The 25,981-nt window shown below is 64.6% G+C and carries 22 protein-coding genes and 1 pseudogene; 17 read left to right on the top strand and 6 right to left on the bottom strand.

Annotation, left to right across the window (positions count from 1 at the left end):
* Positions 1-91: 91 nt before the first annotated feature.
* The gene (locus ACH488_RS19370) at positions 92-1,501 is read right to left on the bottom strand and encodes a ferredoxin reductase (RefSeq protein ID WP_397326185.1); all 1,410 of its coding nucleotides are present in this window, start codon (positions 1,499-1,501) and stop codon (positions 92-94) included.
* Positions 1,498-2,802 (bottom strand): SRPBCC family protein, encoded by a 1,305-nt coding sequence (locus tag ACH488_RS19375; RefSeq protein WP_397326186.1) that lies wholly within the window; start codon positions 2,800-2,802, stop codon positions 1,498-1,500. Before ACH488_RS19375 ends, ACH488_RS19370 begins: the two co-directional genes overlap by 4 nt.
* Positions 2,803-2,961: 159 nt before the next feature.
* Between ACH488_RS19375 and ACH488_RS19380 the strand changes: the two genes are divergently transcribed.
* Entirely contained in the window at positions 2,962-3,894 is a 933-nt protein-coding gene (locus ACH488_RS19380) for a LysR family transcriptional regulator (RefSeq protein WP_397326187.1), read from the top strand.
* Positions 3,895-4,021: 127 nt separating this feature from the next.
* Here ACH488_RS19380 and pdxS read toward each other — a convergent pair.
* Positions 4,022-4,747, bottom strand: a pseudogene (gene pdxS / locus ACH488_RS19385) (pyridoxal 5'-phosphate synthase lyase subunit PdxS); the annotation flags it as partial.
* 34 nt (positions 4,748-4,781) lie between these two features.
* On the bottom strand, positions 4,782-5,462 hold the full coding sequence (locus tag ACH488_RS19390; RefSeq protein ID WP_397326188.1) for a GntR family transcriptional regulator: 681 nt from the start codon (positions 5,460-5,462) through the stop codon (positions 4,782-4,784).
* Positions 5,463-5,597: 135 nt separating this feature from the next.
* Here ACH488_RS19390 and purU point away from each other — a divergent pair, with 135 nt between their 5' ends.
* The 11 genes from purU (at position 5,598) to ACH488_RS19445 (ending at position 19,694) form a co-directional block, all read left to right on the top strand.
* The gene (purU, locus tag ACH488_RS19395; RefSeq protein ID WP_397326189.1) at positions 5,598-6,515 is read left to right on the top strand and encodes a formyltetrahydrofolate deformylase; all 918 of its coding nucleotides are present in this window, start codon (positions 5,598-5,600) and stop codon (positions 6,513-6,515) included.
* A gap of 46 nt (positions 6,516-6,561) precedes the next feature.
* Positions 6,562-9,054 (top strand): FAD-dependent oxidoreductase, encoded by a 2,493-nt coding sequence (locus ACH488_RS19400; protein ID WP_397326190.1) that lies wholly within the window; start codon positions 6,562-6,564, stop codon positions 9,052-9,054.
* Between the two features lie 141 nt (positions 9,055-9,195).
* A complete protein-coding gene (locus tag ACH488_RS19405) occupies positions 9,196-9,822 on the top strand; it encodes a cyclodeaminase/cyclohydrolase family protein (protein ID WP_397326191.1) in 627 nt (208 codons plus the stop codon).
* The gene (locus ACH488_RS19410) at positions 9,819-10,712 is read left to right on the top strand and encodes a bifunctional 5,10-methylenetetrahydrofolate dehydrogenase/5,10-methenyltetrahydrofolate cyclohydrolase (RefSeq protein WP_397326192.1); all 894 of its coding nucleotides are present in this window, start codon (positions 9,819-9,821) and stop codon (positions 10,710-10,712) included. Before ACH488_RS19405 ends, ACH488_RS19410 begins: the two co-directional genes overlap by 4 nt.
* A gap of 44 nt (positions 10,713-10,756) precedes the next feature.
* On the top strand, positions 10,757-13,078 hold the full coding sequence (locus ACH488_RS19415) for an FdhF/YdeP family oxidoreductase (protein WP_397326194.1): 2,322 nt from the start codon (positions 10,757-10,759) through the stop codon (positions 13,076-13,078).
* A gap of 144 nt (positions 13,079-13,222) precedes the next feature.
* Positions 13,223-13,639: a heme-binding protein gene (locus tag ACH488_RS19420; RefSeq protein ID WP_397326195.1), complete on the top strand. Its 417-nt coding sequence runs from the start codon at positions 13,223-13,225 to the stop codon at positions 13,637-13,639.
* A 135-nt stretch (positions 13,640-13,774) separates the two neighbouring features.
* On the top strand, positions 13,775-14,992 hold the full coding sequence (gene fdhA, locus ACH488_RS19425) for a formaldehyde dehydrogenase, glutathione-independent (RefSeq protein ID WP_397326196.1): 1,218 nt from the start codon (positions 13,775-13,777) through the stop codon (positions 14,990-14,992).
* 107 nt (positions 14,993-15,099) lie between these two features.
* A complete protein-coding gene (locus ACH488_RS19430; RefSeq protein WP_397326197.1) occupies positions 15,100-16,347 on the top strand; it encodes a molybdopterin molybdotransferase MoeA in 1,248 nt (415 codons plus the stop codon).
* A 49-nt stretch (positions 16,348-16,396) separates the two neighbouring features.
* A complete protein-coding gene (locus ACH488_RS19435; RefSeq protein ID WP_397326198.1) occupies positions 16,397-17,203 on the top strand; it encodes an IclR family transcriptional regulator in 807 nt (268 codons plus the stop codon).
* A gap of 260 nt (positions 17,204-17,463) precedes the next feature.
* Positions 17,464-19,479 (top strand): BCCT family transporter, encoded by a 2,016-nt coding sequence (locus ACH488_RS19440; protein WP_397326199.1) that lies wholly within the window; start codon positions 17,464-17,466, stop codon positions 19,477-19,479.
* 32 nt (positions 19,480-19,511) lie between these two features.
* Positions 19,512-19,694, top strand: coding sequence for a hypothetical protein (locus ACH488_RS19445; RefSeq protein ID WP_397326200.1), 183 nt, complete (start codon positions 19,512-19,514; stop codon positions 19,692-19,694).
* A gap of 85 nt (positions 19,695-19,779) precedes the next feature.
* Here the strand turns inward: ACH488_RS19445 and ACH488_RS19450 are convergent, their stop codons facing one another.
* Positions 19,780-20,469, bottom strand: a complete 690-nt coding sequence (locus tag ACH488_RS19450; protein WP_397326201.1) for a fasciclin domain-containing protein — start codon at positions 20,467-20,469, stop codon at positions 19,780-19,782.
* A 277-nt stretch (positions 20,470-20,746) separates the two neighbouring features.
* On the opposite strand from ACH488_RS19450, the gene ACH488_RS19455 reads away from it, so the two are divergent.
* Together ACH488_RS19455 and ACH488_RS19460 are read left to right on the top strand one after the other, a co-directional pair.
* Entirely contained in the window at positions 20,747-21,568 is an 822-nt protein-coding gene (locus ACH488_RS19455) for an endonuclease/exonuclease/phosphatase family protein (RefSeq protein ID WP_397326202.1), read from the top strand.
* Positions 21,569-21,615: 47 nt separating this feature from the next.
* Positions 21,616-22,188, top strand: a complete 573-nt coding sequence (locus ACH488_RS19460) for a GNAT family N-acetyltransferase (RefSeq protein ID WP_397326203.1) — start codon at positions 21,616-21,618, stop codon at positions 22,186-22,188.
* A 59-nt stretch (positions 22,189-22,247) separates the two neighbouring features.
* On the opposite strand, the gene ACH488_RS19465 is transcribed toward ACH488_RS19460, so the two are convergent.
* Positions 22,248-23,000: an IclR family transcriptional regulator gene (locus ACH488_RS19465; RefSeq protein WP_397326239.1), complete on the bottom strand. Its 753-nt coding sequence runs from the start codon at positions 22,998-23,000 to the stop codon at positions 22,248-22,250.
* A gap of 267 nt (positions 23,001-23,267) precedes the next feature.
* On the opposite strand from ACH488_RS19465, the gene ACH488_RS19470 reads away from it, so the two are divergent.
* Genes ACH488_RS19470 through ACH488_RS19480 form a run of 3 tightly spaced genes read left to right on the top strand, consistent with a single transcriptional unit; the run spans position 23,268 to position 25,934 of the window.
* On the top strand, positions 23,268-23,984 hold the full coding sequence (locus ACH488_RS19470; RefSeq protein WP_397326204.1) for a CoA transferase subunit A: 717 nt from the start codon (positions 23,268-23,270) through the stop codon (positions 23,982-23,984).
* Positions 23,985-24,012: 28 nt separating this feature from the next.
* A complete protein-coding gene (locus tag ACH488_RS19475) occupies positions 24,013-24,723 on the top strand; it encodes a CoA transferase subunit B (RefSeq protein ID WP_397326206.1) in 711 nt (236 codons plus the stop codon).
* Positions 24,720-25,934: an acetyl-CoA acetyltransferase gene (locus tag ACH488_RS19480; RefSeq protein WP_397326207.1), complete on the top strand. Its 1,215-nt coding sequence runs from the start codon at positions 24,720-24,722 to the stop codon at positions 25,932-25,934. The genes ACH488_RS19475 and ACH488_RS19480 overlap by 4 nt, the downstream gene beginning before the upstream one ends.
* Positions 25,935-25,981 lie beyond the last annotated feature (47 nt).

Raw genomic sequence — 25,981 nt, forward strand, 5'->3', positions numbered from 1 at the left:
CAACCCGTTACGACAAACTCGCCCTCACCTACCGCGGTGGAGCCGTCCTGCGAGCCATCAGCATCTGGCTGACATCTTTAGGAGACACGCCCTAGGCGTCGATCACCAGGTCGGTCTGCGCCGTGGAGCAGCAGGGCAGGAACTTGCCGGCGTCGATTTCGCGTTTCCGGATCCCGCCCTGGTGGTTCATGTCCACGTCGCCGGACAGCTTCACCACCTTGCAGGAACCACACATGCCTTCCTGGCAGTTGGCACCGATCCGCACACCGGCACGCTGGGCCACCCCGAGGATGTGCTCGGAAGGATCGATCCGCACGTTGATTCCCGTACGGAGGAAGGACATGGTGAGGCTGCCTGTTCCCACCGTGTCGAAATTCGACGCATCCGGAGTTGCGGCCTCCGGCTCCGGGCTGGCCGCAGGCGCTTCCGCGCCGCCCGCTTCCGGTTCCACGGTTTCCAGCGGCAGTCCGGTCGCCTCCAAAGTACCCTCGGCGTCGTATCCGGGTTCGTAGATCCCGAACGCCGCAGGCTGGCTCTCGAAGTAGTCCTCGGCGGAATCCGAGATCTCCTCGGCGATTTCCTCCGCGATGTCCACCGCAAGTGCCAACTCGGCCGCGTATTCAAGGAGTGTCTGGCGGTCCCCCGAGAAGAACTCCATATAAATGGAGGTATCGTCCACGCCCACCTTCTGCAGGAGTTCGGTGGCGGTGTTCAGGTAACCCTCGGGACCGCAGGCATACACCTGGCGGCCGTTGGCGTCGGGGGCAACCTCGTCCAGCATGGCTGCCGTCAGCCGTCCGCTGAGACCCTCCCACTCTTCGGGCTTGTTGCGGTCTCCCAGGGAGTAGAACACCTTGATCCGCGAGTCCACGGAGGCGATGTAGGCCAGCTCCCGGTGGAAGGCGAACCCCCCGGCTTCTGCTCCGTGATAGAGCACCACTACATCGGCATGCCCGGGCAGCGAGTGGATGGTGCGGACCATGGACATGATGGGAGTGATACCCGCGCCGGCGGCGAGGAACAGATACCGTGCCCGGCGGTCGGCGTCGGGAAGGTGGAAGGCACCCACCGGCCCGAGCATCTCAAGGACGGTTCCCGGCCTGACGTTCTGGTGCACCCATGGTGAGACCAGCCCGGTGGGGTCGAGCTTGACGGTGATATTGAAGGTCCACGGTTCCGTGGGCGAACTGGACAGCGAGTAGCTGCGGTCCACCGGATCCTGGTCTTCGCCGTTCACGGGAAAGGCGATGTTGACGTACTGGCCTGCGCGGAACGCCAGCGGCGCACCGTCGGTACGACGGAACACGAACGTCATCAGTCCGCCGGCCTCGGGAACGGTCTCGACGCATTCGGCCATGAACTCCTGCGGGTGCCATGGACCCAGGGCGCGGGCAGCTCGGGCGGGTGCCTCGGTGCTGCCCATCACCCGGTTCCACGGCATCTCAAGACCGCGGATGCGCTGCGGTTCCTGGATTGCCGTTTCGGTGAGGACTTCGATCATGCCAAGTGCTCCTGAACGCGCTGTACGTACCAGTTGATGAAGGCCTCTACCTGGTATTCGCTCTTCATGTACGGGCCGGGTTCGTAGGCGGGGCTGCCGGCACCTTGCTGGCACAGCTCAACGAACGCCTTGTCCTGGATATTGGTCTGCTCCCAGGTGTAGGTGAGCTTCTCGCGGTCGTAATCGACGCCCTCCACGGCGTCGTCAGCTACCAGCCAGGTGGTCCGGACCAGGGTCTGGTGTTCGTTGATCGGGAAAACACCGAACGTGATGACGTGGTCGCTCTGGAAGTGGAACCAGCTGTTCGGCTGCAGGTGCATGGAGCAGCGGCCCAGGCGGAAGTCCCGCAAGTCGCCCAGGAGCTTCTTGGAGAGCCTGCGGCCATCAGCCGAGAACGATTCGCCCTCGCCGTCGAGCGATTCCCGCGAAATGCGGATGCCCGCAATGCGCGTGTCCAACTCTTCCACCACCTCGTAGGGAAGGCCGTAGCGGCGGCACCGCTCTTCAAGGGAGGACTGGGCTTCCTTGTTGCGCTCCCACACTTCTTCGAGGTGGGTGGGGATCAGGCCCTCCGTCAGGCCCCAGGTGGGGAAGAGGGAGCAGGCAAGCTCGGGGTGGCCGTCACAGTGGTAGCACTCACGGTTGTTCTCCATGACGAGCTTCCAGTTGCCCTCTTCGATGATGTTCTGCTGGTAGGCAATCTTCGTCTTGGAGAGATCGTGCGGTGCGAGGTAGGGCTCGAAGATCTTGGAGGTCTCGTCGAAGTCCGTGGGCGGCTCGTTGGCGATGCACACGAAGATGAGTCCGGCCACCTCGCGGCTGTGGGCACGCTTGAGGGCGAAGCAGTTCTTGTCGAACTTCGCCTCGCCGGGAGCCGAAGCGTGGATCAGGTTGCCCTCCGGCGAGTAGGTCCAGGAGTGGTATCCGCACACCAGGTTGCCCGTGGAGCCGGCAGCATCGGTGAGGACGCGCGCACCGCGGTGGCGGCAGACGTTGTGCAGGACGTTGACTTCGCCTTCGTCCGTGCGGAGCACGATGAGGGAGTAGGGGCCGTAGTCCACCGTGATGTAGTCGCCCGGCTCCGGCAGTTCGGCCACGCTTCCGGCGAAGATCCAGTGCTGGCCGAAGATCGCTTCCATGTCGATCTTGAAAAGGGTGGGGTCGGTGTAGAACGGGGCGTCGAGGGAATAACCCGTGCGACGGAACTCGAACAACGCGGAGATTTCCGCCAGCTGTTCGGCGGGCAGTGTCGAGGCGAGTTTTCCGCGGGTGTTCAGGGGTGCGTTCGCTGGAGCAGTCATGGGTTCCTCCCGGGAGGCTGGGTCAGTGTCTGGTGATTCGTGGGACCGCGGGTGCGTCGTCGCGACCGGCGTTGTCGAAGTCTTCGTAGTAAGAGATTAGGGATTCTTGAACTGCAACAAAAGCGCAAGATTCAGTAGATAACCGTGCACAATAGGTGCATGATCGATCCACGTCTCATCACGCTCCGGGTGTTCGCCCGGTGCGGCACCGTCGGGGCCACCGCGGAGCTCACGGGCTACTCCCCCTCGGCCGTGTCAGCGCAACTGCGCGAGCTCCAACGCGTCCTCGGATTGCAGCTGCTCACCAAGGACGGACGGGGCGTGCGGCTGACCGCCACGGGCCGCTTCCTGGTGGAAGGCTCGGACGCCCTCCTTGCCGAATGGGAGAGCCTCCGCGCCGCAGCCATGGAGGCCGGCGACCAGGTGCAGTCCCGCTTCGGCCTCGGTGGATTCTCGACGGCGGCAGCCCAGTTGCTCGCGCCGCTCGCCGCCACGCTCCGCGCCACGCGTCCGCAACTGGAAGTGCAGGTCCTCGAGGCCAACCCGTCCCGCTGCTTCGACCTGCTGGTGGCAGAGCGCATCGACCTCGCGGTGATCGTCGCCATGCAATCGGACAATTACGGCGAGGACGATCCCCGCTTCGAGCAGACGGTCCTCCTGGACGATCCCTTGGACGTGATCATTCCGGCGGACCATCCACTCGCATCGCGGGAAACCGTGACGCTGGAGGAGTTGGCATCGGAACCGTGGATCACCGAGACCGCGGGGTCCACCTATCACGCACTGTTCACCGCCGCTTTCACGGCCGTGGGTGTGACGCCGCGGATTGCGCATGAGGCGGTTGAGTGGGAAACCCAGATTGCTTTCGTGGGCGCCGGCCTGGGCGTGGGCCTGCTGCCACGCCTGGCGCCCCTGAGCAACGCCGAAAACGTGGTCCGGCTGCGCATCACGGGCAAGGGCAAACCGGCGCGCCGCATCGTCGCCGCAGCACGAAGGGGCAGCATGTCGTCTCCGCTGATCAAAGAGTCACTGGACATCCTGCAAAAGAGGGCGCAATGGATCCTGACGGCCCGCCCCGAGGACGAGCCGTAACAAATACCGGCGGTCGCTGATCCGGCAGCGTGCGTAAAAGGGGCCCCGCCCCAAACCCCCACAAAAATAGCGGCAGCGCAGCGGCGGGGAATAGCACGCAGAGGATCAGCGCCCGACGGACGCAGACCTACCAGCCGCGCTCCGCCAACCGGTGGGGTTGCGGGATGTCGTCGACGTTGATGCCGACCATGGCTTCGCCGAGGCCGCGGGAGACCTTGGCGATCACGTCGGGATCGTCATAGCAAGCGGTTGCGCTCACGACGGCGGCGGCGCGCTGGGCGGGGTTGCCGGACTTGAAGATGCCCGAACCCACGAACACGCCGTCGGCGCCGAGCTGCATCATCATCGCAGCATCAGCCGGGGTCGCGATGCCACCGGCGGTGAACAGCACCACCGGGAGCTTGCCCGTGGCCGCGACTTCCTTCACGAGCTCGTACGGGGCCTGCAACTCCTTCGCAGCCACGTACAGCTCGTCTTCGGGCAGGGAGGAGAGCTTGGCGATCTCGGCGCGGATCTTGCGCATGTGCCCGGTCGCGTTGGACACATCACCGGTACCGGCTTCGCCCTTGGAGCGGATCATCGCCGCGCCCTCGTTGATGCGGCGCAGGGCCTCACCGAGGTTGGTGGCACCACAAACGAACGGAACGGTGAAGTTCCACTTGTCGATGTGGTTGATGTAGTCCGCCGGGGTCAGGACCTCGGACTCGTCAATGTAGTCCACACCGAGGGATTGCAGGACCTGGGCTTCGACGAAGTGGCCGATGCGGGCTTTGGCCATCACCGGGATGGAGACTGCGGCGATGATCTGATCGATCATGTCCGGATCGGACATCCGGGACACGCCGCCCTGTGAAAACTCCAGAAAGAAAGATAGGGGGAATGCCTGTTCAGGCGGCAAACAGCGCCTGGCGCACCGCTTGCTCAAAGCCGCTGACGTGGACGCGGGCCAACTCGGCCGCTTTCGCCTCATCGCCGTCAATTACGGCCTGCAGGAGATCCACGTGCTCATGGACGTGGTGCTCCAGGTTGGGCAGCCGGTCCAGCACCATGCACCAGATCCGGGTTGCCAGGTTGTCGTAGCGGATCAGGACGTCTTCCAGGTGCGGGTTTGCCGCCGCAGCGTAGATGCCTTGGTGGACGCTCGCATCCAGCTTAAGTGTTTCCACCACGGTGGCCGCGCGGAGGTCGAAGGCTTTCACTTCGGCCGCTACGCGCCGCAGGTGTTCCCGGCTGGCGGGGGTCGCCACCCGGGCAGCCCTCGCAGCCGCCACCGGCTCCAACTGGACCCTGATCTCGGAGATGAAGGCCAGGTCTGTCACTTCCACGCGGGTAGCGAACGTGCCCCGGCGAGGATAGGTCACAACCAGCCGATCCAATTCCAGCCGCTTGAGCGCTTCCCGCACGGGGGTACGCCCAATCCCGATCTCTTTGGCGAGCTGATCGTCATTGAGGAGGTCGCCCGGTTTGATGTCGAGGGTCAGCAGCCGGTCACGCACGTTCTCGTAGGCGATGTCCGCCAAGGACTTCCTGCCGGCGTCCGCAGCAGGTGCCAGAGTTTCGAGTGCCATGATGCCGAGCCCCTTCCGCAGTGACGAAAAAACCTATTGACCCCGTTCCAAGGTCCAGTATACGCTGATCTCAATCCTAATATATCAGTACGCATTTCAGGAATATATCTAGGAAACCCCATCTAAGGAGGACACATGACTCTCGTGGCTTCAGACTCACACCTCAGCACCCTGCCGGCTGAACGCGGCCAGCTCAAGGAAGAGCAGGCCCAAAAGTTCGTACTCACACTGTCGTGCGTCGAACAGCCCGGCATCATGCAGGCAGTCACCACTTTTCTCTTCGACCGTGGATTCAACATCGAAGAGCACCAGCAGTTCGATGACAGCCTGCGCCAGACCCTGCACCTGCGCACTGCTTTCTCCGGCCCGTCGAACTACTCGCCGGAGCAACTCGAGGACGAGTTCCGTTCCATCGCGGACCGCTTCGACATGAAGTTCAGCTTCCACGACCAGACCAAGCAGCGCGTCCTGGTGATGGTTTCCAAGTTCGGCCACTGCCTGAACGACCTCATCTTCCGCTGGCGCGGAGGCAGCCTGGGTGGCGAGCTGGTGGCCGTGGTTTCCAACCACGAGACCCACCGTGCCATGGCCGAGGCGGCCGGACTGCCCTTCATCTATGTTCCCGTCACCCCGGACACCAAGGCCGAGGCCGAGCAGAAGCTCCTGGACCTGGTGGACGAATACCAGGCGGACCTGGTGGTCCTGGCCCGCTACATGCAGGTCCTTTCCGATGACCTGTGCCGCAAGCTCGAAGGACGCGCGATCAACATCCACCACTCCTTCCTCCCCGGGTTCAAGGGCGCCCGCCCCTACCACCAGGCATACGACCGCGGCGTGAAGCAGGTAGGCGCAACGGCCCACTACGTCACGGCCGACCTGGACGAGGGCCCGATCATCGAGCAGGAAGTGATCCGCGTGGACCACAGCTACGGTCCCACGGCCCTTTCCACTGTTGGCCAGGACGCCGAAGCCCTCGCCCTGTCCCGCGCCGTCCGCTGGCACTGCGAACACCGCGTCCTGCTGGACCAGACCAGCACGGTCGTTTTCCGGTAACCAGCCCGCCCTTGCCCCGCACGACTTACTAGCAGGAGAAACTTTCATGGCATCGACGCCCCGAATTGTCATCATCGGAGCCGGCATCGTCGGCACCAACCTCGCCGACGAACTCGTTCAGCGTGGTTGGAACAACATCACCGTCCTGGACCAAGGCCCCCTGAACATGCCGGGCGGCTCCACCTCGCACGCCCCTGGCCTGGTCTTCCAGACCAACCCGTCCAAGACCATGGCACTGTTCGCCAAGTACACGGTGGAGAAGCTGCTCTCCCTGACCGAGGACGGCCAGAGCTGCTTCAACCAGGTGGGCGGCCTTGAAGTAGCCACCACGGAGACCCGCCTCACCGACCTCAAGCGCAAGCTTGGCTACGCACAGTCCTGGGGCATCGATGGCAAGATCCTCACCCGCGAGGAGTGCAAGGCGCTCTACCCGCTCATCAATGAAGAAGACATCCTGGGCGGCCTCCACGTCCCCTCGGACGGCCTCGCCTTGGCAGCCCGCGCCGTGCAGCTCCTTATCAAGCGCACCGAAGCCGCAGGGGTCAAGTACCAGGGCAACACGGAAGTCACCGGCATTGAACAGTCCGGCCGCCGGGTCACCGGCGTACAGACGGCCGACGGCGTGATCCCGGCTGACATCGTGGTGTCCTGTGCAGGTTTCTGGGGCGCCAAGATCGGCGAAATGATCGGCATGTCCGTGCCGCTGCTCCCCCTGGCCCACCAGTACGTCAAGACCACCCCGGTTCCGGCGCAGCAAGGCAAGAACGAGCTGCCCAACGGCGCCCAGCTGCCCATCCTCCGCCACCAGGACCAGGACCTCTACTACCGCGAGCACGGCGACCGCTACGGGATCGGCTCCTACGCCCACCGCCCCATGCCCGTGGATCTGGACGAACTGGGCAAGTACACCCCTGAAAGCATCAGCGAGCACAACATGCCCTCGCGCCTGGACTTCACCCTGGAGGACTTCCTCCCGGCCTGGGAAGCCACCAAGCAGATCCTGCCTGCCCTGCGCGAAAGCGAAATCGAAGACGGCTTCAACGGCATCTTCTCCTTCACTCCGGACGGCGGCTCCCTGGTGGGCGAGTCCAAGGAAGTGGACGGTTTCTACGTGGCCGAGGCCGTGTGGGTGACCCACTCTGCCGGCGTTGCCCGTGCCGTGGCCGAGGTCCTGGTGGACGGCAAGTCCAAGATCGACCTGGGCGATTGCGATATCCACCGCTTCGAGGAAGTCCAGCTCACCCCGGAGTACGTCAGCGAAACCTCCCAGCAGAACTTCGTGGAAATCTACGACGTCCTGCACCCACTCCAGCCCAAGCTCTCCCCGCGCAACCTGCGCGTCAGCCCGTTCCACGCCCGCCACAAGCAGCTGGGCGGCTTCTTCCTGGAAGGCGCCGGCTGGGAGCGTCCGTACTGGTTCGAGGCCAACGCCGAACTGCTCAAGGAAATGCCGGACGAGTGGCAGCCCCCGGCCCGCGACGCCTGGTCCGCGATGTTCAGCTCCCCCATCGCCGCAGCCGAGGCATGGAAGACCCGTACCGCTGTTGCCATGTACGACATGACGCCGCTCAAGCGGCTCGAAGTTTCCGGCCCCGGCGCCTTGAAGCTGCTCCAGGAACTGACCACCGGAGACCTGGCCAAGAAGCCCGGCGCCGTGACGTACACCCTCCTGCTGGACCACGCGGGCGGCATCCGAAGCGACATCACCGTGGCACGACTGGACGAGAACACCTTCCAGCTCGGCGCCAACGGCAACATCGACACCGCCTACTTTGACCGCGCAGCACGCCACCAGACCGAAAACGGCGGAGCCGAAGACTGGGTACAGGTCCGCGACACCACCGGCGGCACCTGCTGCATCGGCCTCTGGGGTCCGCTGGCCCGGGACCTGGTGGGGACCATCAGCAACGATGATTTCAGCAACGACGGCCTGAAGTACTTCCGTTCCAAGAACGTTGTCATCGGCGGGATCCCCGTCACCGCAATGCGTTTGTCCTACGTGGGCGAACTCGGCTGGGAGCTTTACACCAGCGCGGACAACGGCCAGCGCCTGTGGGACGCACTGTGGAAGGCCGGCCAGCCCTTCGGCGTCATCGCCGCAGGCCGTGCCGCCTTCAGCTCGCTCCGTCTCGAGAAGGGCTACCGTTCCTGGGGCACGGACATGACCACCGAGCACGACCCCTTCGAAGCGGGTCTCGGTTTCGCGGTCAAGATGGCCAAGGAGAACTTCGTCGGCAAGGCCGCTTTGGAAGGGCGCAGCGAAGAAAGCTCCGCACGTCGCCTGCGCTGCCTGACCGTCGACGACGGCCGCAGCCTCGTCCTCGGCAAGGAACCGGTGTTCTATAAGGACCAGGCCGTTGGTTACGTCACCAGCGCAGCCTTCGGCTACACCGTCAAGAAGCCGATCGCCTACGCCTACCTGCCCTCGGCCGTCTCCTTGGGCGACTCGGTGGAAATCGAGTACTTCGGACGCCGGATCCAGGCCACCGTCACCGAGGATCCGCTGTACGACCCCACCATGAGCAGGCTCCGCGGCTAAACCGGCCCTCAAGCCGCCACAGGCAGCGCCCGGACCCGATTCACCCCGCAACCGGGTCCGGGCGCTGCCTTCGCTCTTTCTCCACCCAGCACTTTCGCCACCCGGGATGACCCCACTCCGGACACCCGCCCAGGAAGACACATGATCAGCTCAGAAACCATCAACGACTATCTCGCCCGGCTCGCGGCGCGCCAGCCGACTCCGGGCGGTGGTGCAGCAGCAGCCTTGCACGCAGCACAGGGCGCCGCCCTCGTGGCCATGGTTGCCCGCTACACCACCGGTGAAAAGTACGCCGTCCATGCAGGACTCGTGGAGCGCATCACCAACGACGCCGACCAGTACAGACTCGAGGCGCTGCGCCTCGCCGACGCCGACGAAACCGCCTTCCAAGGCGTCATCGATTCCTACAAACTTCCGGCCGGCACGGACGAACTCAAGGCTGCCAAGAAGGCCGCCATTGACGCAGCCCTGGCAGAAGCCGCCCAAACCCCCGCGCAGCTCATCAAGTTGTCCGGCAGCATTGTGGACCTTGCCACCGAACTCTTCGAGGTGGCCAACATGAACGTCATCAGCGACGTCGCCGCCGCAGCCGACGCCGCCCGCGCCGCAGCCACCACTGCCCGCGTGAATATCGACATCAACGTTGTGGCCATCAAGGACCAGGCCATCCGGGCCGAACTCGCAGGGCAGACCGACGGGTTCGAGGACAAAGTGGTCCTCGCCGCCGACTCCCTGGTGAAGCGGGTCCGCGAAAGGATCCTCGCATGAACACCACCACCCTCTCCGGCAAGCGCCTGGCCTCCCTTATCCAGCAGCGCGCCCAGGACCAGGCCCGGCTGGCCCAGCACGAAGGCATCCACCCCACCCTCGCCGTGGTGGTGGCCACCGATGACGAGTCCACCCACTGGTACGTGCGTTCCATCGAACGGGCGGCAGACAGGGCAGGCATCGATTGCCGGATCGTGGACCTTGGACCCGATGCGACGGAACAGGTCCTCGCGAGCGTCTTGAAGGACCTCAGCTCCGAGCCCTCGGTGCACGGCATCATCCTGCAGACACCCCTGCCAACCGGCGTTGCGGCTGACACCCTGGTGGGGCTGATCGCTCCGGAAAAGGACATCGACGGCGCCAATCCCCTGAGCCTGGGCCGCTTGGCTGTGGGACGGCCGGCTTTCGCTCCGGCCACGGCCCGCGCGGTGGTGGAGCTTCTTGAGCACTATGAGGTGCCGGTAGCGGGCCGCAACGTGACCGTCGTCGGGCGTTCCGCCGTGGTGGGCAAGCCGTTGGCCCTGCTGCTGCTGGAACGGGACGCAACCGTTACTGTCTGCCATTCCAAGTCAGGCGCCCTGGAGACGTACACCCGGCCAGCCGACGTCGTGGTTGTCGCCGCGGGCCGCACCGGCCTCCTGACGGGCGCGCACGTCACCGAAAAGACCGTAGTGATCGACGTCGGCACCAACGTCCTGCCCGACGGCACCCTGGTGGGGGACGTCGACGAAGCGAGCGTCACCGGAGTAGCGGCGGCCTTGACGCCAGTACCCGGCGGCGTAGGCTCAGTGACTACCGCACTCTTGCTGCTCCACACCACAGAAGCCGCCCGCCTTCAGGCCGGGGTTCCGTCCTCCGCCGAACAGCCCGTGGCAGCCGGCGCCGCCTGACCCGCGGCATCGCCGCCCGTTCCTGATCTGGAGGTAAGACCACCATGGCTTCCAAAGCACCACGCCATAACATCGACGAGTCGAAGCTGACCGTCACCAAACCCAAGACCAAGGCCGTAGGCATCCCTGCCGTTGCCAATGCCCTGAAGATCTCGTTCGAGCAGATGGGCGCGGTACGCAGCGTGCAGACGCTGATGGCCGTGAACCAGCTGGATGGGTTCGACTGCATGGGCTGCGCCTGGCCGGAGCACGAGAAGCGCAATGCCGCCGAGTTCTGCGAGAACGGCGCCAAGGCAGTCGCCGAGGAAGCCACGCGGCGCCGGGTCACCCCGGAGTTCTTTGCCGCGCACTCCGTGGCTGACTTGAAGACCCGCGATGATTACTGGCTGGGACAGCAGGGACGGCTGACGCATCCCATGTTCCTCGATGAGGGCGCCACCCACTACGTGCCCATCGACTGGGACGAGGCCTACGAACTGATGGCCGAGGAGCTGCGGGGCCTGGCGTCACCGGACGAGGCTGTTTTCTACACTTCCGGACGCACCTCCAATGAGGCCGCCTTCGTGTACCAGCTGCTGGTCCGAGGGATCGGCACCAACAACCTGCCGGACTGTTCCAACATGTGCCACGAATCGTCGGGCTCGGCCCTGGTCCAGACCATCGGAATCGGCAAGGGCTCTGTGAGCCTGACGGATTTGGAGACGGCCTCGCTGATCTTCGTGGCCGGGCAGAACCCGGGGACCAACCACCCCCGCATGCTCAGTGCTTTGGAGAAGGCCAAGAAAAACGGCGCCATCATTGTCTCCATCAACCCGCTCCCCGAAGCCGGACTCCTCCACTTCGAGAACCCGCAAAACATCTCCGGCATGCTGGTGGGCACCGAGCTGACGGACGACTTCCTGCAGATCCGCGCCGGCGGGGACCAGGCGCTCTTCCAAGGCCTTGGGAAGTACCTGCTCGAGGCCGAAACCGCGGACCGTTCCACGCCGGGATTGGACACCGTGCTGGACCACGCGTTCATTGCCAACCACACCGTGGGCGTGGACGACTACCTCCGGCATCTGGAGAAGGTGGAGTGGGATGACATTGTTGAAGCCTCCGGCCTGACCCTGGAACAGATCCACGCCACCGGCGAACGGCTCCTGGCCTCCAACGCCACCATCGTGTGCTGGGCCATGGGACTGACCCAGCACAAGCACTCCGTGCCCACCCTGCGTGACGTGGTCAACGTCCTCCTGCTCCAGGGAAACATCGGCAAGCCCGGGGCCGGTGTGTGCCCGGTGCGTGGCCACTCCAACGTGCAGGGCGACCGCACCATGGGCATCTTCGAGAAGATGCCGGAGAAATTCCACGACCGACTGGACCACGAGTTTGAGTTCCTCTCACCGCGTGAGCATGGCTACGACACCGTGGCGGCCATCCGTGCCATGCGGGATGGCAAGGTCCGGTTCTTCATGGGCATGGGCGGCAACTTCGTCCGGGCAGCCCCGGACTCCCTGGTCACCGAGGATGCACTGGCCAACACTGCCCTGACCGTGCAGATCTCCACGAAGCTTAACCACTCCCACCTCTCCACTGGCCGCCGGGCCCTGATCCTGCCCACCCTGGGCCGCACGGAGAAGGATGCCCAGGCCTCGGGCGACCAACGCGTCACCGTGGAGGATTCCATGAGCGCCGTCCATGCCTCCCGCGGCCGCCTCAAGCCCGCCAGCGAGCATCTCCATTCCGAGGTGGCCATTGTGTGCAACCTCGCGCACAAGCTCTTCACCGATGCCGAGGGACGGCCGTTGCCCAACACTCCCCGGGCATCCTGGATCTCCCTGCGGGACGACTACTCCCTGGTGCGGAAGCACATCGAGGCAGTGATCGATGGCTTTGAAGACTTCGAGGAACGCATTGCCCATCCGGGCGGTTTCGTGCTGCCCCACCCCCCGCGGGACGCCCGGGCGTTCGACACCCCCACCGGCAAGGCGCTTTTCACCAGGAACGAGCTGGAATACATCAAGATCCCCCCGGGCCGCCTGGTGCTGCAGACCCTGCGATCGCACGACCAGTACAACACCACCATCTACGGCAAGGACGATCGCTACCGCGGCATCCACGGTGGCCGCCGCGTGGTTCTGGTCAGCAAAGCCGACATCGACGAACTCGGCTTCACCGACGGGCAACTGGTACATCTGATCTCGGAGTTCCAGGGCGTCGAGCGCCTGGCGGAAAACTTCCGGATTGTCGCCTATTCGACGCCCAAGGGCTGTGCTGCGGCCTACTACCCGGAAACCAACGTCCTTGTGCCCTTGGATTCGGTGGCCGATACCAGCGGGACGCCCACGTCGAAGTCCGTCATCATCCGGATGGAAGCCGCGTAGGACCTGTACAGAGTGTGACCGGTGCCATAGTATGTGACTGATATATCTTTCCGATGCTTTGGAAGATATCAGTGGCATACTCACGCCACCCACAGACTTCCCAATGAAAACGCCCGTGACAAGACATGAATCAAAGGAGAAGCATTGTCTGACATCACCCAAGCCAACGCGGAGGCCGTCCTGGCCGCCGCACTCGGATCAGCACGCGAAACCGGCACGGCCATGAACATCGCGGTCGTTGATACCGGCGGCAACCTCAAAGCCTTCACCCGCATGGACGGGGCCTGGCTGGGCAGCATCGATATTTCCATCAAGAAGGCACGCACGGCGCGGTACTTCGATATGCCAACCGGATCCATCGGTGGGTTGTCGCAACCCGGCGGACCGCTGTTCAACATTGAAGTCTCCAACGGCGGGCTCATCACTTTCCCCGGCGGCATCCCGCTCCAGGACAGCAACGGCACCGTCATCGGAGCGATCGGCGTCAGGGGAAGCACCGTTGAGAACGACCACACGGTGGCATCGGCAGGAGCGGCCGTTCAACTCCAGGACGCCGCCTAAAGCCAAAAAGTTGTCCAGTTGCCCGTGAACGGCGCTTCGGTGGCCTGAAACCTGGGGAGGTATTTCCTCACCGAAGCGCCGCTTTCGGGCAACTGGCCAGTCCCATTTCCATCAGCAAATGGCCAAAGGAGTGTCATGTCAGGAAACAGAGCAGTCGCCTACAAGGAACCCGGTGTTGTTGAGATCATCAACACCGAGTATCCGACGTTCGAGTTGAAGGACGGACCGGGCGTCAACCCTGCAAATGTTGGCAGGAAGGTGCCCCACGGCGTCATCCTGCGCACCGTGACCACCAACATCTGCGGTTCGGACCAGCACATGGTCCGCGGCCGGACCACGGCACCGCAGAATTTGGTCCTTGGCCACGAGATCACCGGCGAAGTGGTTGAGGTTGGGCCCGACGTCGAATTCATCAAGGTGGGCGACATCGTCTCGGTGCCGTTCAACATCTCCTGTGGCCGCTGCCGGAACTGCAAGGAACGCAAGACCGGCATCTGCCTCAACGTCAACCCCGACCGTCCCGGCAGCGCCTATGGCTACGTGGACATGGGTGGCTGGGTGGGAGGCCAGGCAGAGTATGTCCTGGTCCCGTATGCGGACTGGAACCTGCTGCGTTTCCCGGACCGTGACCAGGCCCTGGAAAAGATCCTGGACCTGACCATGCTCTCGGACATTTTCCCCACCGGCTTCCACGGCGCCGTCACCGCAGGTGTCGGCGTCGGCTCCACCGTCTACGTTGCCGGTGCCGGCCCCGTGGGTATCGCCGCTGCCGTCGGCGCCCAACTGCTGGGCGCCGCCGTCGTGATTGTGGGCGACATGAACGAGGACCGCCTGGCCCAGGCACGTTCCTTCGGCTGCGAAACCGTCAACGTCTCCAAGGGCGACCCGAAGGACCAGATCGAGCAGATCCTCGGCGTCCCGGAGGTCGATTCCGGCATCGACGCCGTGGGCTTCGAGGCCCGCGGCCACGGCAAGGACGCCTCCCACGAGGCACCCGCCACGGTACTGAACTCCCTCATGGACATCACCGCCGCCGGCGGTGCCCTGGGCATCCCCGGCCTCTACGTCACCGGTGATCCGGGCGGAATCGACGAGGCAGCCCAGCACGGCTCGCTCTCGCTCTCCCTGGGCACCGGCTGGGCCAAGTCCCTGTCCTTCACCACCGGTCAATGCCCGGTGATGAAGTACAACCGCCAACTCATGATGGCGATCCTCCATGACAAGGTCCAGATCGCCAAGGCCGTCAACGCCAAGGCCATCCCGCTCGAAGACGCACCCCGCGGCTACGCGGAGTTCGACGCCGGAGCGGCAACAAAGTTCGTGCTGAACCCCAACGGATACGTGAAGGCCTAGTACGGAACCACAGATACCGGGAGCGGCAGGGTAAGCATCACGGGAAGGCCCTGCCGCCCCCCGGCATCTGCACTTAACAGCACCCCCGCACCAGGAAGTGGGCCGCCATGCTCGCACAGGTCGTCGCCGACCCTCCCACCGCCAGCCCGCCACGCGGCCATCAACACGCGCTTGGCTGGGCCCAGGCGCGCCAGCTTGCCTTTGACTGCGCCGCGCCGCTGGGCTCCCTCCTGGTACCGCTTCGGGACGGGATAGGACGCGAGCTGACCTCCGCCGTGGCAGCAACCCGGGCCATCCCGCACTATGCCTCCTCGGCCATGGACGGCTGGGCCATCAGCGGCAGCGGGCCATGGACGCTCACCACGCCGGGAACGCCACTGGAACCGCATCACGCAAGCATCATCGCAACCGGCGGCCTGGTACCTGCCGGAGCCTCGGGCATCCTGCGGAAAGAAAGCGGCCTGGTAACCGACAGCGCGCCAGGACACCTTTCGATCAAACCCGACGCGAAGCCCGGAGAAACACTCCCGGGCCGCCATATCCGGCCCGCCGGAGAGGAAGCCGCCGCCGGCGATGTCCTCATTCCCGCAGGGACCCTCCTGAATCCGGCACATATTGCCCTGGCCGCCGTAGCAGGCCACGACGAGGTGGAGGTTCGGCGCAAGCCGATGGTCGCCGTCGTACTTACCGGATCGGAAGTGGTCACCTCAGGTGAGCCCGGCCCCGGGCAAGTCCGCGATACCTTCGGGCCGCAGCTCGGAACGGTCATTTCCCAACTGGGCGGAATGCCCGGCGGTCAGCTCAGGATTGGGGACTCGTACCAGGAGTGGCTGTGGGCCCTCTCCGGCCCCGACGGTCCGTGGGCGGATGTCACCATCACTACCGGAGGCACAGGCAAATCCGGGACCGACCACTTCCGTGCTGCCATTGCCGCGATGGGCGGAAGGTTGTTGCTTGACGGAATAGCCATGCGGCCAGGCCACCCCGCAGTCCTGGCAGAGCTTCCGGACGGACGGTTCGTGATCGGACTCCCGGGAAATCCACTCGCCGCCATGATCGCCCTCATAACCCTGGCCGGGCCGCTGCTTGCCGCCCTCGGAAACCGGGACCTGCCTGCTGCCACGGAGCTGACGTCCGGCGCGGACATCGACGCCGACCCCGGCAGGACGCGGCTGGTGCCCTGCACGATCGAGCACGGACTCGCTTTCCCCGTACCGCACACCGGCCCGGGAATGATGCGGGGACTGGCTTGGGCGGATGGATTCATGGCCGTTTCACCCGAAGGCGTTGAGGCCGGCCAGGGTGTTCCCGTCATGCCCCTGCCGTGGACTGAGCCCGGCGGGAGGTCCGCATGAACCGCTGAGCCTCCCGAGGGGCGGTCCAGGCCGGTCTAGGATGAGAATTATGGCCGTACCCAGCAACCCTGACATCGACAAGGACGCAGACGCCCAGGGCGGAGGCGTCCAGTCAGTGGACCGTGCCCTCCAGATCCTGGAAATCCTTGCCCGCGAGGGAGACGCCGGCGTCAGCGAGATTGCCGACGAAATGGGTGTGCACAAGTCCACCGTGTCCCGGCTGGTGGGGTCCTTGGTTACGCGTGAACTGGTCCGGCAGAACAGCGAGCGGGGCAAGTACCAGCTCGGCTTCGGAATCCTGCGCCTGGCCTCCTCCATCCCCGGCAGGCTGAGCGTGGTGCACGAGGCCAGGGAAGTCCTGGAAGCACTGGCCTCCGAATACAAGGAAACCGTCAACCTGGCTGTGCTGCGCTCCAATTACGCAGTCAACGTGGACCAGGCCATGGGCCCCTCCACCTTGGCCACGTACGACTGGGTGGGCAGCCTGACGCCGCTGCATGCCACCTCCAGCGGCAAGGTGCTCCTGGCTGCCCTGACGGCCGACGAACGGAGCCAGGTCTTCAAGGCCGTGGGACTCCCTGCACGGACGCCGCGGACCATCACCAACCGCGGGGTGCTCGAAAAGCAACTGCACGACGTCGCGCGGAACGGGTACGCGGTGGTGCATGAGGAGTTCGAGATCGGCCTTACTGCCGTTGCCGTGCCCATTTTCAACCACTTGGGAAATGTCATCGCGGCCGTGAGCATCTCCGGCCCGGCGTTCCGCTTTACCCCCGAGGACCAGCCGGGGCTCATCGACGGCCTCCGCGAGGCAGGCCTGAGCATCAGCGCCAAGATGGGCTACCGGCACCGCTAAGGCCGCTGCCAGCCCCCGCCAGCCGCCCCTGGCAGGCCATGGCGCAACGCTTTTCACCATACGCAACAGCACGGCCTGCGGCCAATTGATATATCAATGTGCTATTAAAGAGCCGTTACCTCTTGACTTTGAGTGTGAGGCAGCGCACTCTGTTGCTTACCGCGAATGTTGTTGATTACTGCGGAACGCCGGGATCCCCAACCAGGCCCAAGCATCCACACATACACGCAAGCCCATGATTCCGAGCAAAGGACCCGCTCATGGCTATAAACAGTGGCACCAAACCCTTAACACCGGAGGAGTTACCGGCCGGCGACCAGCCCGCCGATGCTCCCCCTGCAGAAACCCGCACCCGCACGGAAACGCCCAAGGACAGCCTTAGCGTCTCCCCTGACGAAACCAACCCCGCAGTCCTCGACGTTGAGGACGGAGGCGCAGAATCCCTGCCCGATTCGGAAGAGTACGAGCAGATCCTGGAAGAACTGCGCCACGCCAAAACCGAGCAGGCCGTCTCTGCCCGCCGGAACCGCAAACTTACCCTCGACAAAGTCACCTTCGGGATCACGGGCGCCATCGCCGTCGCCTTCGTGGTTTGGGGCTTCGTTGGCCGTGACAGCCTGTCCGACACCTCCAAGGGAGCCCTCAGCTGGGTCATGGAGTACACCGGCTGGCTGTTCATGGTGCTCGCCTCGCTGTTCGTGATCTTCGTGCTGTGGCTTGCCCTGGGCAAGTTCGGCAACATCCCGCTGGGCAAGGACGGCGAAAAGCCCGAGTACAAGACCGTGTCCTGGGTGGCCATGATGTTCGCCGCCGGCATGGGCATCGGCCTCATGTTCTACGGTGTGGCCGAACCGCTGTACCACTACATTTCCCCGCCGCCGGGAACGGTGGATGGCCGCACTCCAGCAGCCGTCCAGACAGCCATGGCCACCTCGATCTTCCACTGGACACTCCATCCGTGGGCCATGTACGCCGTGGTGGGCATCGCCATGGCCTACGGCACCTACAGGCTGGGACGCCGGCAGCTGGTCTCCGCGGCCTTCACGTCGCTGTTCGGCATCCGCATGGTGGAGGGTCCCGTAGGGAAGTTCATCAACATCCTGGCCATCTTCGCCACCCTGTTCGGTACCGCTGCGTCCTTGGGCCTCGGTGCCCTGCAAATCGGCAGCGGCATGACGTCCAACGGCTGGATGGGTGAAGTGGGGACGCCGATCCTGGTGGTCATCGTCGCAGTCCTGACATTCTGCTTCGTGGCCTCGGCAGTGTCCGGCATCAGCCGCGGCATCCAGTGGCTCTCCAACATCAACATGGTCCTGGCCGTGGTGCTGGCCGTCATCGTGTTCGTCGCCGGACCCACGTTGTTCATCCTCAACCTCATCCCGTCCTCGATCGGCGACTATGCCCGTGACCTCGCAGAAATGTCTTCGCGGACCGAAGCCGTAGGCGACGACGCGCTGCGCAGCTGGCTGACCAGCTGGACCATCTTCTACTGGGCCTGGTGGATCTCCTGGACGCCCTTCGTCGGACTGTTCATTGCCCGCATCAGCCGGGGCCGCACCATCCGACAGTTCGTCACCGGCGTGCTGCTGGTCCCGAGCATCGTCAGCGTCATCTGGTTCTGCATCTTTGGCGGCGCCGCGTTCAACGTCCAGCAAGAAGCAGACAAGGCCGGAACCCCCGGACTCGTGACCATGGTGGATGGCGCACCGTCCATCAACTTCGATGGCGCCCTCTTCGACCTCGTGAAGAACCTGCACATGCCGGACTGGCTCACTGGAGCCGTCATTGTCCTGGCCATGGTGCTCGTAGCCATCTTCTTCATCACCGGCGCAGACGCGGCCTCGATCGTCATGGGCTCCCTGAGCTCCAACGGTGCAGAACATCCCCGCCGCGGCGTGGTCATCTTCTGGGGTTGCCTCACAGGTGCCGTTGCCGCCGTCATGCTTTTGGCCGGTGGCGACGAACCTTCCGAGGCCCTGTCCGGGCTGCAACGGGTCACCATTGTGGCGGCGCTGCCGTTCATCATCGTGATGCTGCTGCTCTGCTTCGCCTTGGCCAAGGACCTGCGGCGCGATCCGCTCTCCCTGCGCCGGCGGCTCGCCACCTCGGTGGTGGAGCGGGCCATCCGCACCGGCGTGGAACAACACCGCGGAGTCCAGTTCGATCTTGTGACCAAGCACGAGTGCGCCGAGAAATGCTCCGACGCCGATTGTCCCGGCGGCACGCCCACGGGCAGCCTTCCGACAGTCGACAGCCCACGGGCAGATAACAACTAACCCCAGCCACCCAGCAGTTAGGTAGAACCGCCATGCCCCAAACCCCCGTAGAGGCAAGCCCCGTCCGCGTGATCAACGATTCAAAGGACCGGATGTCCGTCACCGTGGACGGCACCAACCCGGTGACCGTCCGGATTGAACTGATCGGCGGCTGCCCGTGCGGCTCCGAGCACACTCGGACGGGCTCCTACGTGGACAGCGACCTGGGCCGCTGACCTCCTGAAGAACCCAGACAACACAACAGCAGGCGCCGGATATCCGGCGCCTGCTGCGTTGTATTGCGACTGATGGACCAGAGGCCTACTTGGGCATCAGCACGGTGTCGATGAGGTAGACCGTGGCGTTGGCCGTGTGGACGCCGCCGCAGATCACGTTGGCGCCGTTAACCGTCAGGGCATCCTTGGAGCCGGCAACGGTCACTTCGCCACCCTGTACCGTCTTGTGCGTTCCAACGATCTGGTCCGGGGTCAGCTGGCCGGGGACCACGTGGTAGGTGAGGATCTTGCTCAGCGTGGCGTCGTCCGTCTTGAGCGCCTCGATCGTGGCGGGGTCAATCTTCGCGAAGGCGTCGTCAACCGGAGCGAAGACCGTGAATTCGCTGCCGTTCAGGGTGGAGACCAGGTCCACCTTCGGGTTCAGCTTGCCCGAGACAGCCGCGGTGAGGGTCTTGAGCAACGGGTTGTTGGAAGCGGCAACAGCTACCGGATCCTGCGCCATGCCTACAACCGAACCGGCGCCGTCCGGAACCTGTGCAGCGTAGCCGGCGCAGCCCGGGCCAACCAGGTCACGGGCCGGATCCATGGCGGCGCTGGAGGCCATGGCCGAACTGGAAGAAGCCGATGGCGACGGCGCCATGGACGAAGCCGACGGTGCGGCGGACGAAGACGCGGAAGAGCTGGAGCTACCTGAACCACCACAGGCCGTGAGTCCGAGAAGGGCGGCGGCAGTGAGGCCAACGAAGGCGAGGGCGGGGCGCTTTGTGGACAACATCTCATTCTCCTTGTTTGTGGAACCAGGGCGTTGGATCCAGTGGGTGTGGGACACGGTTTGCCTGCGACGCTTTTGCCTCACCTGCGGTTTGTGTCTCACCAGCCATTCGGAGGGCTGGATCACATGGATGGGTGGGATTTAAAAAAACTTTTCCAACCCGTTCCGCTAAAACCAACGCGAGGTCATTTACGGCCCATGTTGGCCCTCCTAATGGGCCCTAAGTGACCTCGCGTTGGAATTGAGTGACCTCGCGTTGGAATGGTGACAGGATGGGCGGATGGCGTTGGACATCCCTCCGCACTTCTACGGCGAACTCATCACTTCCAGTGTCCGCGTGGTCACGTGGAACGTGTGGGGACTCTATGGTCCATGGGAGCAGAGGGAAACCGCCATTGTCTCTGCCCTAAAAGAGGCACAGCCGGACATCGTTGTCCTCGCGGAGTCCTGGCAGAAGGGCCTGGACAGCCAATGCCGACGCCTGGCAGGACCGCTCGGCTTGCCGCATCACTCTTTCACAGGAGTTGCCGCCCAGGAAGACCAAGCCGCGTTATCCGGCGTCGGAATTCTTTCCCGGTGGCCCATCACGGCGAGCGCAAGCCGTACCTTAGGGGAGCTGCGCGTGCTCTCCGTGGTCATTCAGGGACCCCGCGGGGAGCTCTCCGTCCATGGCGTGGTGATGGACGCGTGGTGGCTGGATCAAAGCCAGGAACGCCAGGACGCCGTCCGGGAACTGTGCCTCCACCTCCGGGGAACGCAAGACGAGAGCACTCCGCTGATCCTCGCCGGTGACTTCAACGCCGATCCTGACAGCGATGAGATGCGCCTGCTGACCGGACGTACCGCACCACCGGCCAAGGGACTCTCTTTCTACGATGGGTGGGAAGTTGCCGGCTCCGGCGCGGGACATACGTGGTCCAACGCCAACGCGTCCGCCCGGCAGTTGTTGTGGCCTGACCGCCGGATCGACTACATCTTCTCCGCAACGCCCCGGCGAGGAGGAGCCGGTCATCCGGTAGCGGCGTCACTTCTCGGCATCGGAGCCGTGGCCGGCGTGCATCCCTCGGACCACTACGCCGTCCAGGCGGACCTCAGGTACTGACCCCGTCGCTCTGGCGTACCTGCAGTGACCGGTGTCAGGATGGGCGGATGGCTATCGAAGTTCGTCCCGCCACGGTGTTCGACGACGTCAAGACCATGGTGGGCCCCAAGAAACCCGACTCCAACGTGTGCTGGTGCCTGAGCTACCGCATCCCCTCGAAGCTCAACCAGAGCCTCCAGAAACAGGAACGCGGCAAGTACGTCGAGGGGCTGGTCGCCGAGGATCCGCCTCCTGGGGTTTTGGCGTACGACGGCGACGAGGTAGTTGGGTGGGCGGCCGTCCACCCGCGGGCGGACACCAGTTTCGCAACGAACCGGAAGATCCCGCACGTGGACGATTCCAAGGTGTGGTCTGTATGGTGCATCCGCGTGAAGCCCGGTCACCGCGGCAAAGGGATCTCGCACCACCTCTTGCAGGGCGCCATCGACTTCGCCAAGGCGCACGGCGCACCTGTCCTCGAGGGATACCCCGTGGACAACAGGGGCAGCAAAGTGGACCTCACCATGGCCTACGTGGGCACGCGGAGGCTCTTCGAGAAGGCCGGGTTCAAGAAGGTCGCCGAGACCACGTCCGTCCTCAACGGCTTCCCGAGGGTCCTGATGCGCCTGGACCTCACCTGACGTGCCCAACTGTGACAGCAAACGTTCCACTGGGGCCTCTGTGGAACGTTTGCTGTCCCTCAGATGGGCGTGGAGCCTTGCAAACGCGCTGTCATCCGGTGTGCTTCGGCCATGAGCAACTTGCCGAGAAAATCCTGCCGCTCCCCACGGAACCGCGGCTCGATCCCAGTCAAGGACAACGCCCACGCCGGTTGGCCCTGCCGGTCGAAAACCGCGGCCCCCATCCCCCAACTCCCTTCCAGGACCAGCCCGGGGTTCACCGAATAGCCGGCCAGCCGGGTCCGTTCCAGGTTGTCCCGGACCACGTCCGCAGGATGCCCGTCGGCGAATTCCCCGGCGTGCGCGGCCCAGTCCTCCAAGAGACTTTCCTGCTCGCCTGGATCCATGAAAGCCATGATCGCGGTTCCCGCCGAAGCCACGCCCAGGGGAAAGCGAACCCCCTCATGCAGCACAAAGGACCGCACCGGGAACGAACCCTCCTCCCGCAGCACACACACGGTTTCGTTGCCGCGTCGGATGGAAAAGAACGCGCTCTCCCCTGTTTCCGCGGCCAGTCGACGCAGGGACGGCCGGGCAAGTTCCTCCATGGGGAAGCGGGCCGCGGCAACGGAGCCCAGCAGGAAGACCTCCGGCCCCAGGACCCACTTACTCGTGGCTTCCTCGTGTTCCACCAAGCCCTCCGCCGCCAGTGACGTGAGCAGTCGATAGGCCGTGGGCCGCGTCAGTCCGGACTCGCGAACAACCCCAGCAAGGGACATCCCGGCCGGCTTGCGCCCCACCAAACGAAGCAGCGCCGCTACGCGGCCCACCACTTGGGCGCCTTGGACCGGGTTCGACGACGGCACCGGTTTTGAAGACGGCACCGCCTTTGCGCGTGCCGTCGCCTTTGCAGGCCCTGCTTTCTGGTCAGCCATAGTTACTCCCGAAGATTCATCCACAATATGGACACCTCCCACTCTATCGTCCACAGCATGAGCGAGGGAGTCCGGCCGGCCTTGCCCCCTCTAAGCACCACTCCTAGGCTCAGTAGCCAGGGAACAACAAGTCCACAAAGTGGATACTCAAGGAGGAGCCGCCCAATGTCGAAGCTGCATCCCAACGCCAGCCAAGCGCTACGTGACCTTTTGGCAGACGGCCAGACGATCGCCGTCGGGGGCTTTGGCCTCAGCGGCATCCCCGCCGACCTGATCGACGCCGTCCGCGAGTCGGACGCAAAGGACCTCACCATCGTCTCGAACAACATGGGCATCGATGGCAAGGGCTTAGGCGTCCTGATCGAGGCCGGACAGGTCCGGAAGGTCATTGCGTCCTACGTCGGCGAGAACAAGCTTTTCGCCGAGCAGTACCTTGCGGGCAGGCTGGAGGTCGAGTTCACCCCGCAGGGCACCCTTGCCGAGCGGCTGCGCGCCGGGGGCGCCGGGATTCCCGCGTTCTATACGCGAACCGGCGTGGGCACCTTGGTGGCGGAGGGCAAGCCCCATGAAGAGTTCGACGGCGTCACGTACGTCCGCGAGCGCGCCATCACCGCGGATATTGCCTTGGTCCACACCCACACCGCGGATACCGACGGCAACCTCGTGTACCGCTACACCGCGCGGAACTTCAATCCCGTCGTCGCCACTGCCGGCAAGGTGACCATCGCCGAGGCGGAGGTGATCGTGCCGCTGGGCGAGCTGGATCCGAACCACGTTGTCACCCCGGGCGTCTATGTCCAGCGGCTGGTGCAGGCAAGCGACCGGGTCAAGGACATCGAGCAACGCACGGTCCGGCAACGTCCCGAATCCGTCCCGGCCTAAGCAAAGCCTAAGCAAAGGAGCACACACCATGGCATGGACACGTGACCAGATGGCCGCCATCGCGGCCGAAGAACTCAACGACGGCGACTACGTCAACCTGGGCATCGGCATCCCCACGCTGGTAGCCAACAACCTGCCCGACGGCGTGCGGGTGGTCCTGCAGAGCGAGAACGGCCTCCTCGGCATGGGACCGTTCCCGTACGAGGGCGAGGAAGACGCCGACCTCATCAACGCCGGCAAGCAGACCGTCACCATCAACCCCGGCGGCAGCATCTTCGACTCGGCCACCTCCTTCGGCATGATCCGCGGCGGCCACGTGAAAGTCGCCATCCTGGGCGCCATGCAGGTTTCCGGCAGCGGCGACCTCGCCAACTGGACCATCCCCGGAAAGATGGTCAAGGGCATGGGCGGTGCCATGGATTTGGTGGCCGGCACCCCGCGCGTGGTGGTCCTGACCGAGCACAACGCCAAGGACGGTTCTGCCAAGATCGTCACCGAATGCACCCTGCCCCTCACCGGGCTCAAGTGCGTGGACCGGATCATCACGGACCTCGCCGTTTTCGACATCGTTCCCGACTCGGAAACCTGCGAAACGCACGACGGCGGCACGCGGCTCCTGCTGACCCGGCTCGCCCCGGGCGTCACGGTCGAAGAGCTGCGCGACAAGACCGACGCGGAGTTCACGGCCGCGCTGGCAGAGGGTGCCGCTGAAGAAACACTGGAAGGAGCCAACGCATGAGCCTCAAGGACCAGTTCGGCAAAGACATCCTGCTCACGGGCTGGGGACACAGCAAGTTCGGCAAGCTCACGGACGACACCCTGGAAGCCCTGATTGTCCAGGTTGCCGGTGAAGCCATCCGGAACTCCGGCCTCGAGCCAAAGGACATCGACGAGATCTACCTGGGCCAGTTCAACTCCGGCATGCAGCCCCTGGGCTTCACGTCTTCGCTGGCATTGCAGCTCTCGGCGGATCTGGCCAACGTTCCCGCCACGCGCACGGAGAACGCCTGCGCCTCCGGATCGGCAGCCTTCCAGCAGGGCGTCAAAGCCGTGCTCGCCGGAACCGCGCGGAACGTCCTGGTGATCGGCGCCGAGAAAATGACCGACGCCGGCGCGGATGTTGTGGGGGCAGCCCTCCTCGGCGCTTCCTACGAGATGGCCGGGAAACCCTCCACCACCGGGTTCACGGGCCTCTTCGCGGAAGTCGCCAAGCACTACGAAAAGCGCTACGGCACAGGGATAAGCTGCACCGGTTTCGAAGCTGGCCTGGGCGATGTCCTCGGCTCCATCGCTGCGAAGAACCACCGCAACGGCATGGACAACCCCTACGCCCAGATGCACCGCGATTTCGGCGAAGAGTTCTGCAGGACCATCTCGGACAAGAACCCCATGGTGGCCGAGCCCTTGCGCCGCACTGACTGTTCGCCGGTCTCGGACGGTGCCGCCGCCGTCGTACTTTCAGCCAGGGAAACCAACGGCGCAACCGCAGCCGTGCGCCTGGCCGGGTTCGGTCACGCCAACGACTTCTTCCCGGCGGACAAGCGCGACCCCACCGAGTTCGCCGCCACGCGAGCGTCGTGGGAGCGGGCGTTCGGCATGGCCGGTGTTGGCGTCAACGATCTCGACTTCGCCGAGGTCCACGATTGCTTCACCATCGCCGAGCTCATCATGTACGAGGCCATGGGCCTGACCCAGCGTGGCGAAGGCTCCCGGGCCATCAAGGAAGGCTGGGTGTACAAGGACGGAAAGCTGCCCGTCAACGTGTCCGGTGGGCTGAAAGCCAAGGGCCACCCCGTCGGCGCCACCGGTGTTTCGCAGCACGTCATCGCTGCCATGCAACTCAGTGGCACGGCCGGCGACATGCAACTCCCCAACGCACGGCGCGGGGCAGTCCAGAACATGGGCGGCGTGGGCATCGCGAACTACGTAAGCATCCTCGAATCCCTCTAGTACCCAACTGGGGGACAGCAAACGTTCCACTGAGCTCTCGGTGGAGC

This window comes from Paenarthrobacter sp. NPDC018779 (assembly GCF_044391085.1).
Lineage (GTDB): Bacteria > Actinomycetota > Actinomycetes > Actinomycetales > Micrococcaceae > Arthrobacter.

What these genes read in the sequence shown, in the direction of transcription:
- ACH488_RS19370 (WP_397326185.1), bottom strand. Translation starts at nt 1,501, where the DNA reads ATGATCGAAGTCCTCACCGAAACGGCAATCCAGGAACCGCAGCGCATC.
- ACH488_RS19375 (WP_397326186.1), bottom strand. Translation starts at nt 2,802, where the DNA reads ATGACTGCTCCAGCGAACGCACCCCTGAACACCCGCGGAAAACTCGCC.
- ACH488_RS19380 (WP_397326187.1), top strand. Translation starts at nt 2,962, where the DNA reads ATGATCGATCCACGTCTCATCACGCTCCGGGTGTTCGCCCGGTGCGGC.
- ACH488_RS19390 (WP_397326188.1), bottom strand. Translation starts at nt 5,462, where the DNA reads ATGGCACTCGAAACTCTGGCACCTGCTGCGGACGCCGGCAGGAAGTCC.
- purU (WP_397326189.1), top strand. Translation starts at nt 5,598, where the DNA reads ATGACTCTCGTGGCTTCAGACTCACACCTCAGCACCCTGCCGGCTGAA.
- ACH488_RS19400 (WP_397326190.1), top strand. Translation starts at nt 6,562, where the DNA reads ATGGCATCGACGCCCCGAATTGTCATCATCGGAGCCGGCATCGTCGGC.
- ACH488_RS19405 (WP_397326191.1), top strand. Translation starts at nt 9,196, where the DNA reads ATGATCAGCTCAGAAACCATCAACGACTATCTCGCCCGGCTCGCGGCG.
- ACH488_RS19410 (WP_397326192.1), top strand. Translation starts at nt 9,819, where the DNA reads ATGAACACCACCACCCTCTCCGGCAAGCGCCTGGCCTCCCTTATCCAG.
- ACH488_RS19415 (WP_397326194.1), top strand. Translation starts at nt 10,757, where the DNA reads ATGGCTTCCAAAGCACCACGCCATAACATCGACGAGTCGAAGCTGACC.
- fdhA (WP_397326196.1), top strand. Translation starts at nt 13,775, where the DNA reads ATGTCAGGAAACAGAGCAGTCGCCTACAAGGAACCCGGTGTTGTTGAG.
- ACH488_RS19430 (WP_397326197.1), top strand. Translation starts at nt 15,100, where the DNA reads ATGCTCGCACAGGTCGTCGCCGACCCTCCCACCGCCAGCCCGCCACGC.
- ACH488_RS19435 (WP_397326198.1), top strand. Translation starts at nt 16,397, where the DNA reads ATGGCCGTACCCAGCAACCCTGACATCGACAAGGACGCAGACGCCCAG.
- ACH488_RS19440 (WP_397326199.1), top strand. Translation starts at nt 17,464, where the DNA reads ATGGCTATAAACAGTGGCACCAAACCCTTAACACCGGAGGAGTTACCG.
- ACH488_RS19445 (WP_397326200.1), top strand. Translation starts at nt 19,512, where the DNA reads ATGCCCCAAACCCCCGTAGAGGCAAGCCCCGTCCGCGTGATCAACGAT.
- ACH488_RS19450 (WP_397326201.1), bottom strand. Translation starts at nt 20,469, where the DNA reads ATGTTGTCCACAAAGCGCCCCGCCCTCGCCTTCGTTGGCCTCACTGCC.
- ACH488_RS19455 (WP_397326202.1), top strand. Translation starts at nt 20,747, where the DNA reads ATGGCGTTGGACATCCCTCCGCACTTCTACGGCGAACTCATCACTTCC.
- ACH488_RS19460 (WP_397326203.1), top strand. Translation starts at nt 21,616, where the DNA reads ATGGCTATCGAAGTTCGTCCCGCCACGGTGTTCGACGACGTCAAGACC.
- ACH488_RS19470 (WP_397326204.1), top strand. Translation starts at nt 23,268, where the DNA reads ATGTCGAAGCTGCATCCCAACGCCAGCCAAGCGCTACGTGACCTTTTG.
- ACH488_RS19475 (WP_397326206.1), top strand. Translation starts at nt 24,013, where the DNA reads ATGGCATGGACACGTGACCAGATGGCCGCCATCGCGGCCGAAGAACTC.
- ACH488_RS19480 (WP_397326207.1), top strand. Translation starts at nt 24,720, where the DNA reads ATGAGCCTCAAGGACCAGTTCGGCAAAGACATCCTGCTCACGGGCTGG.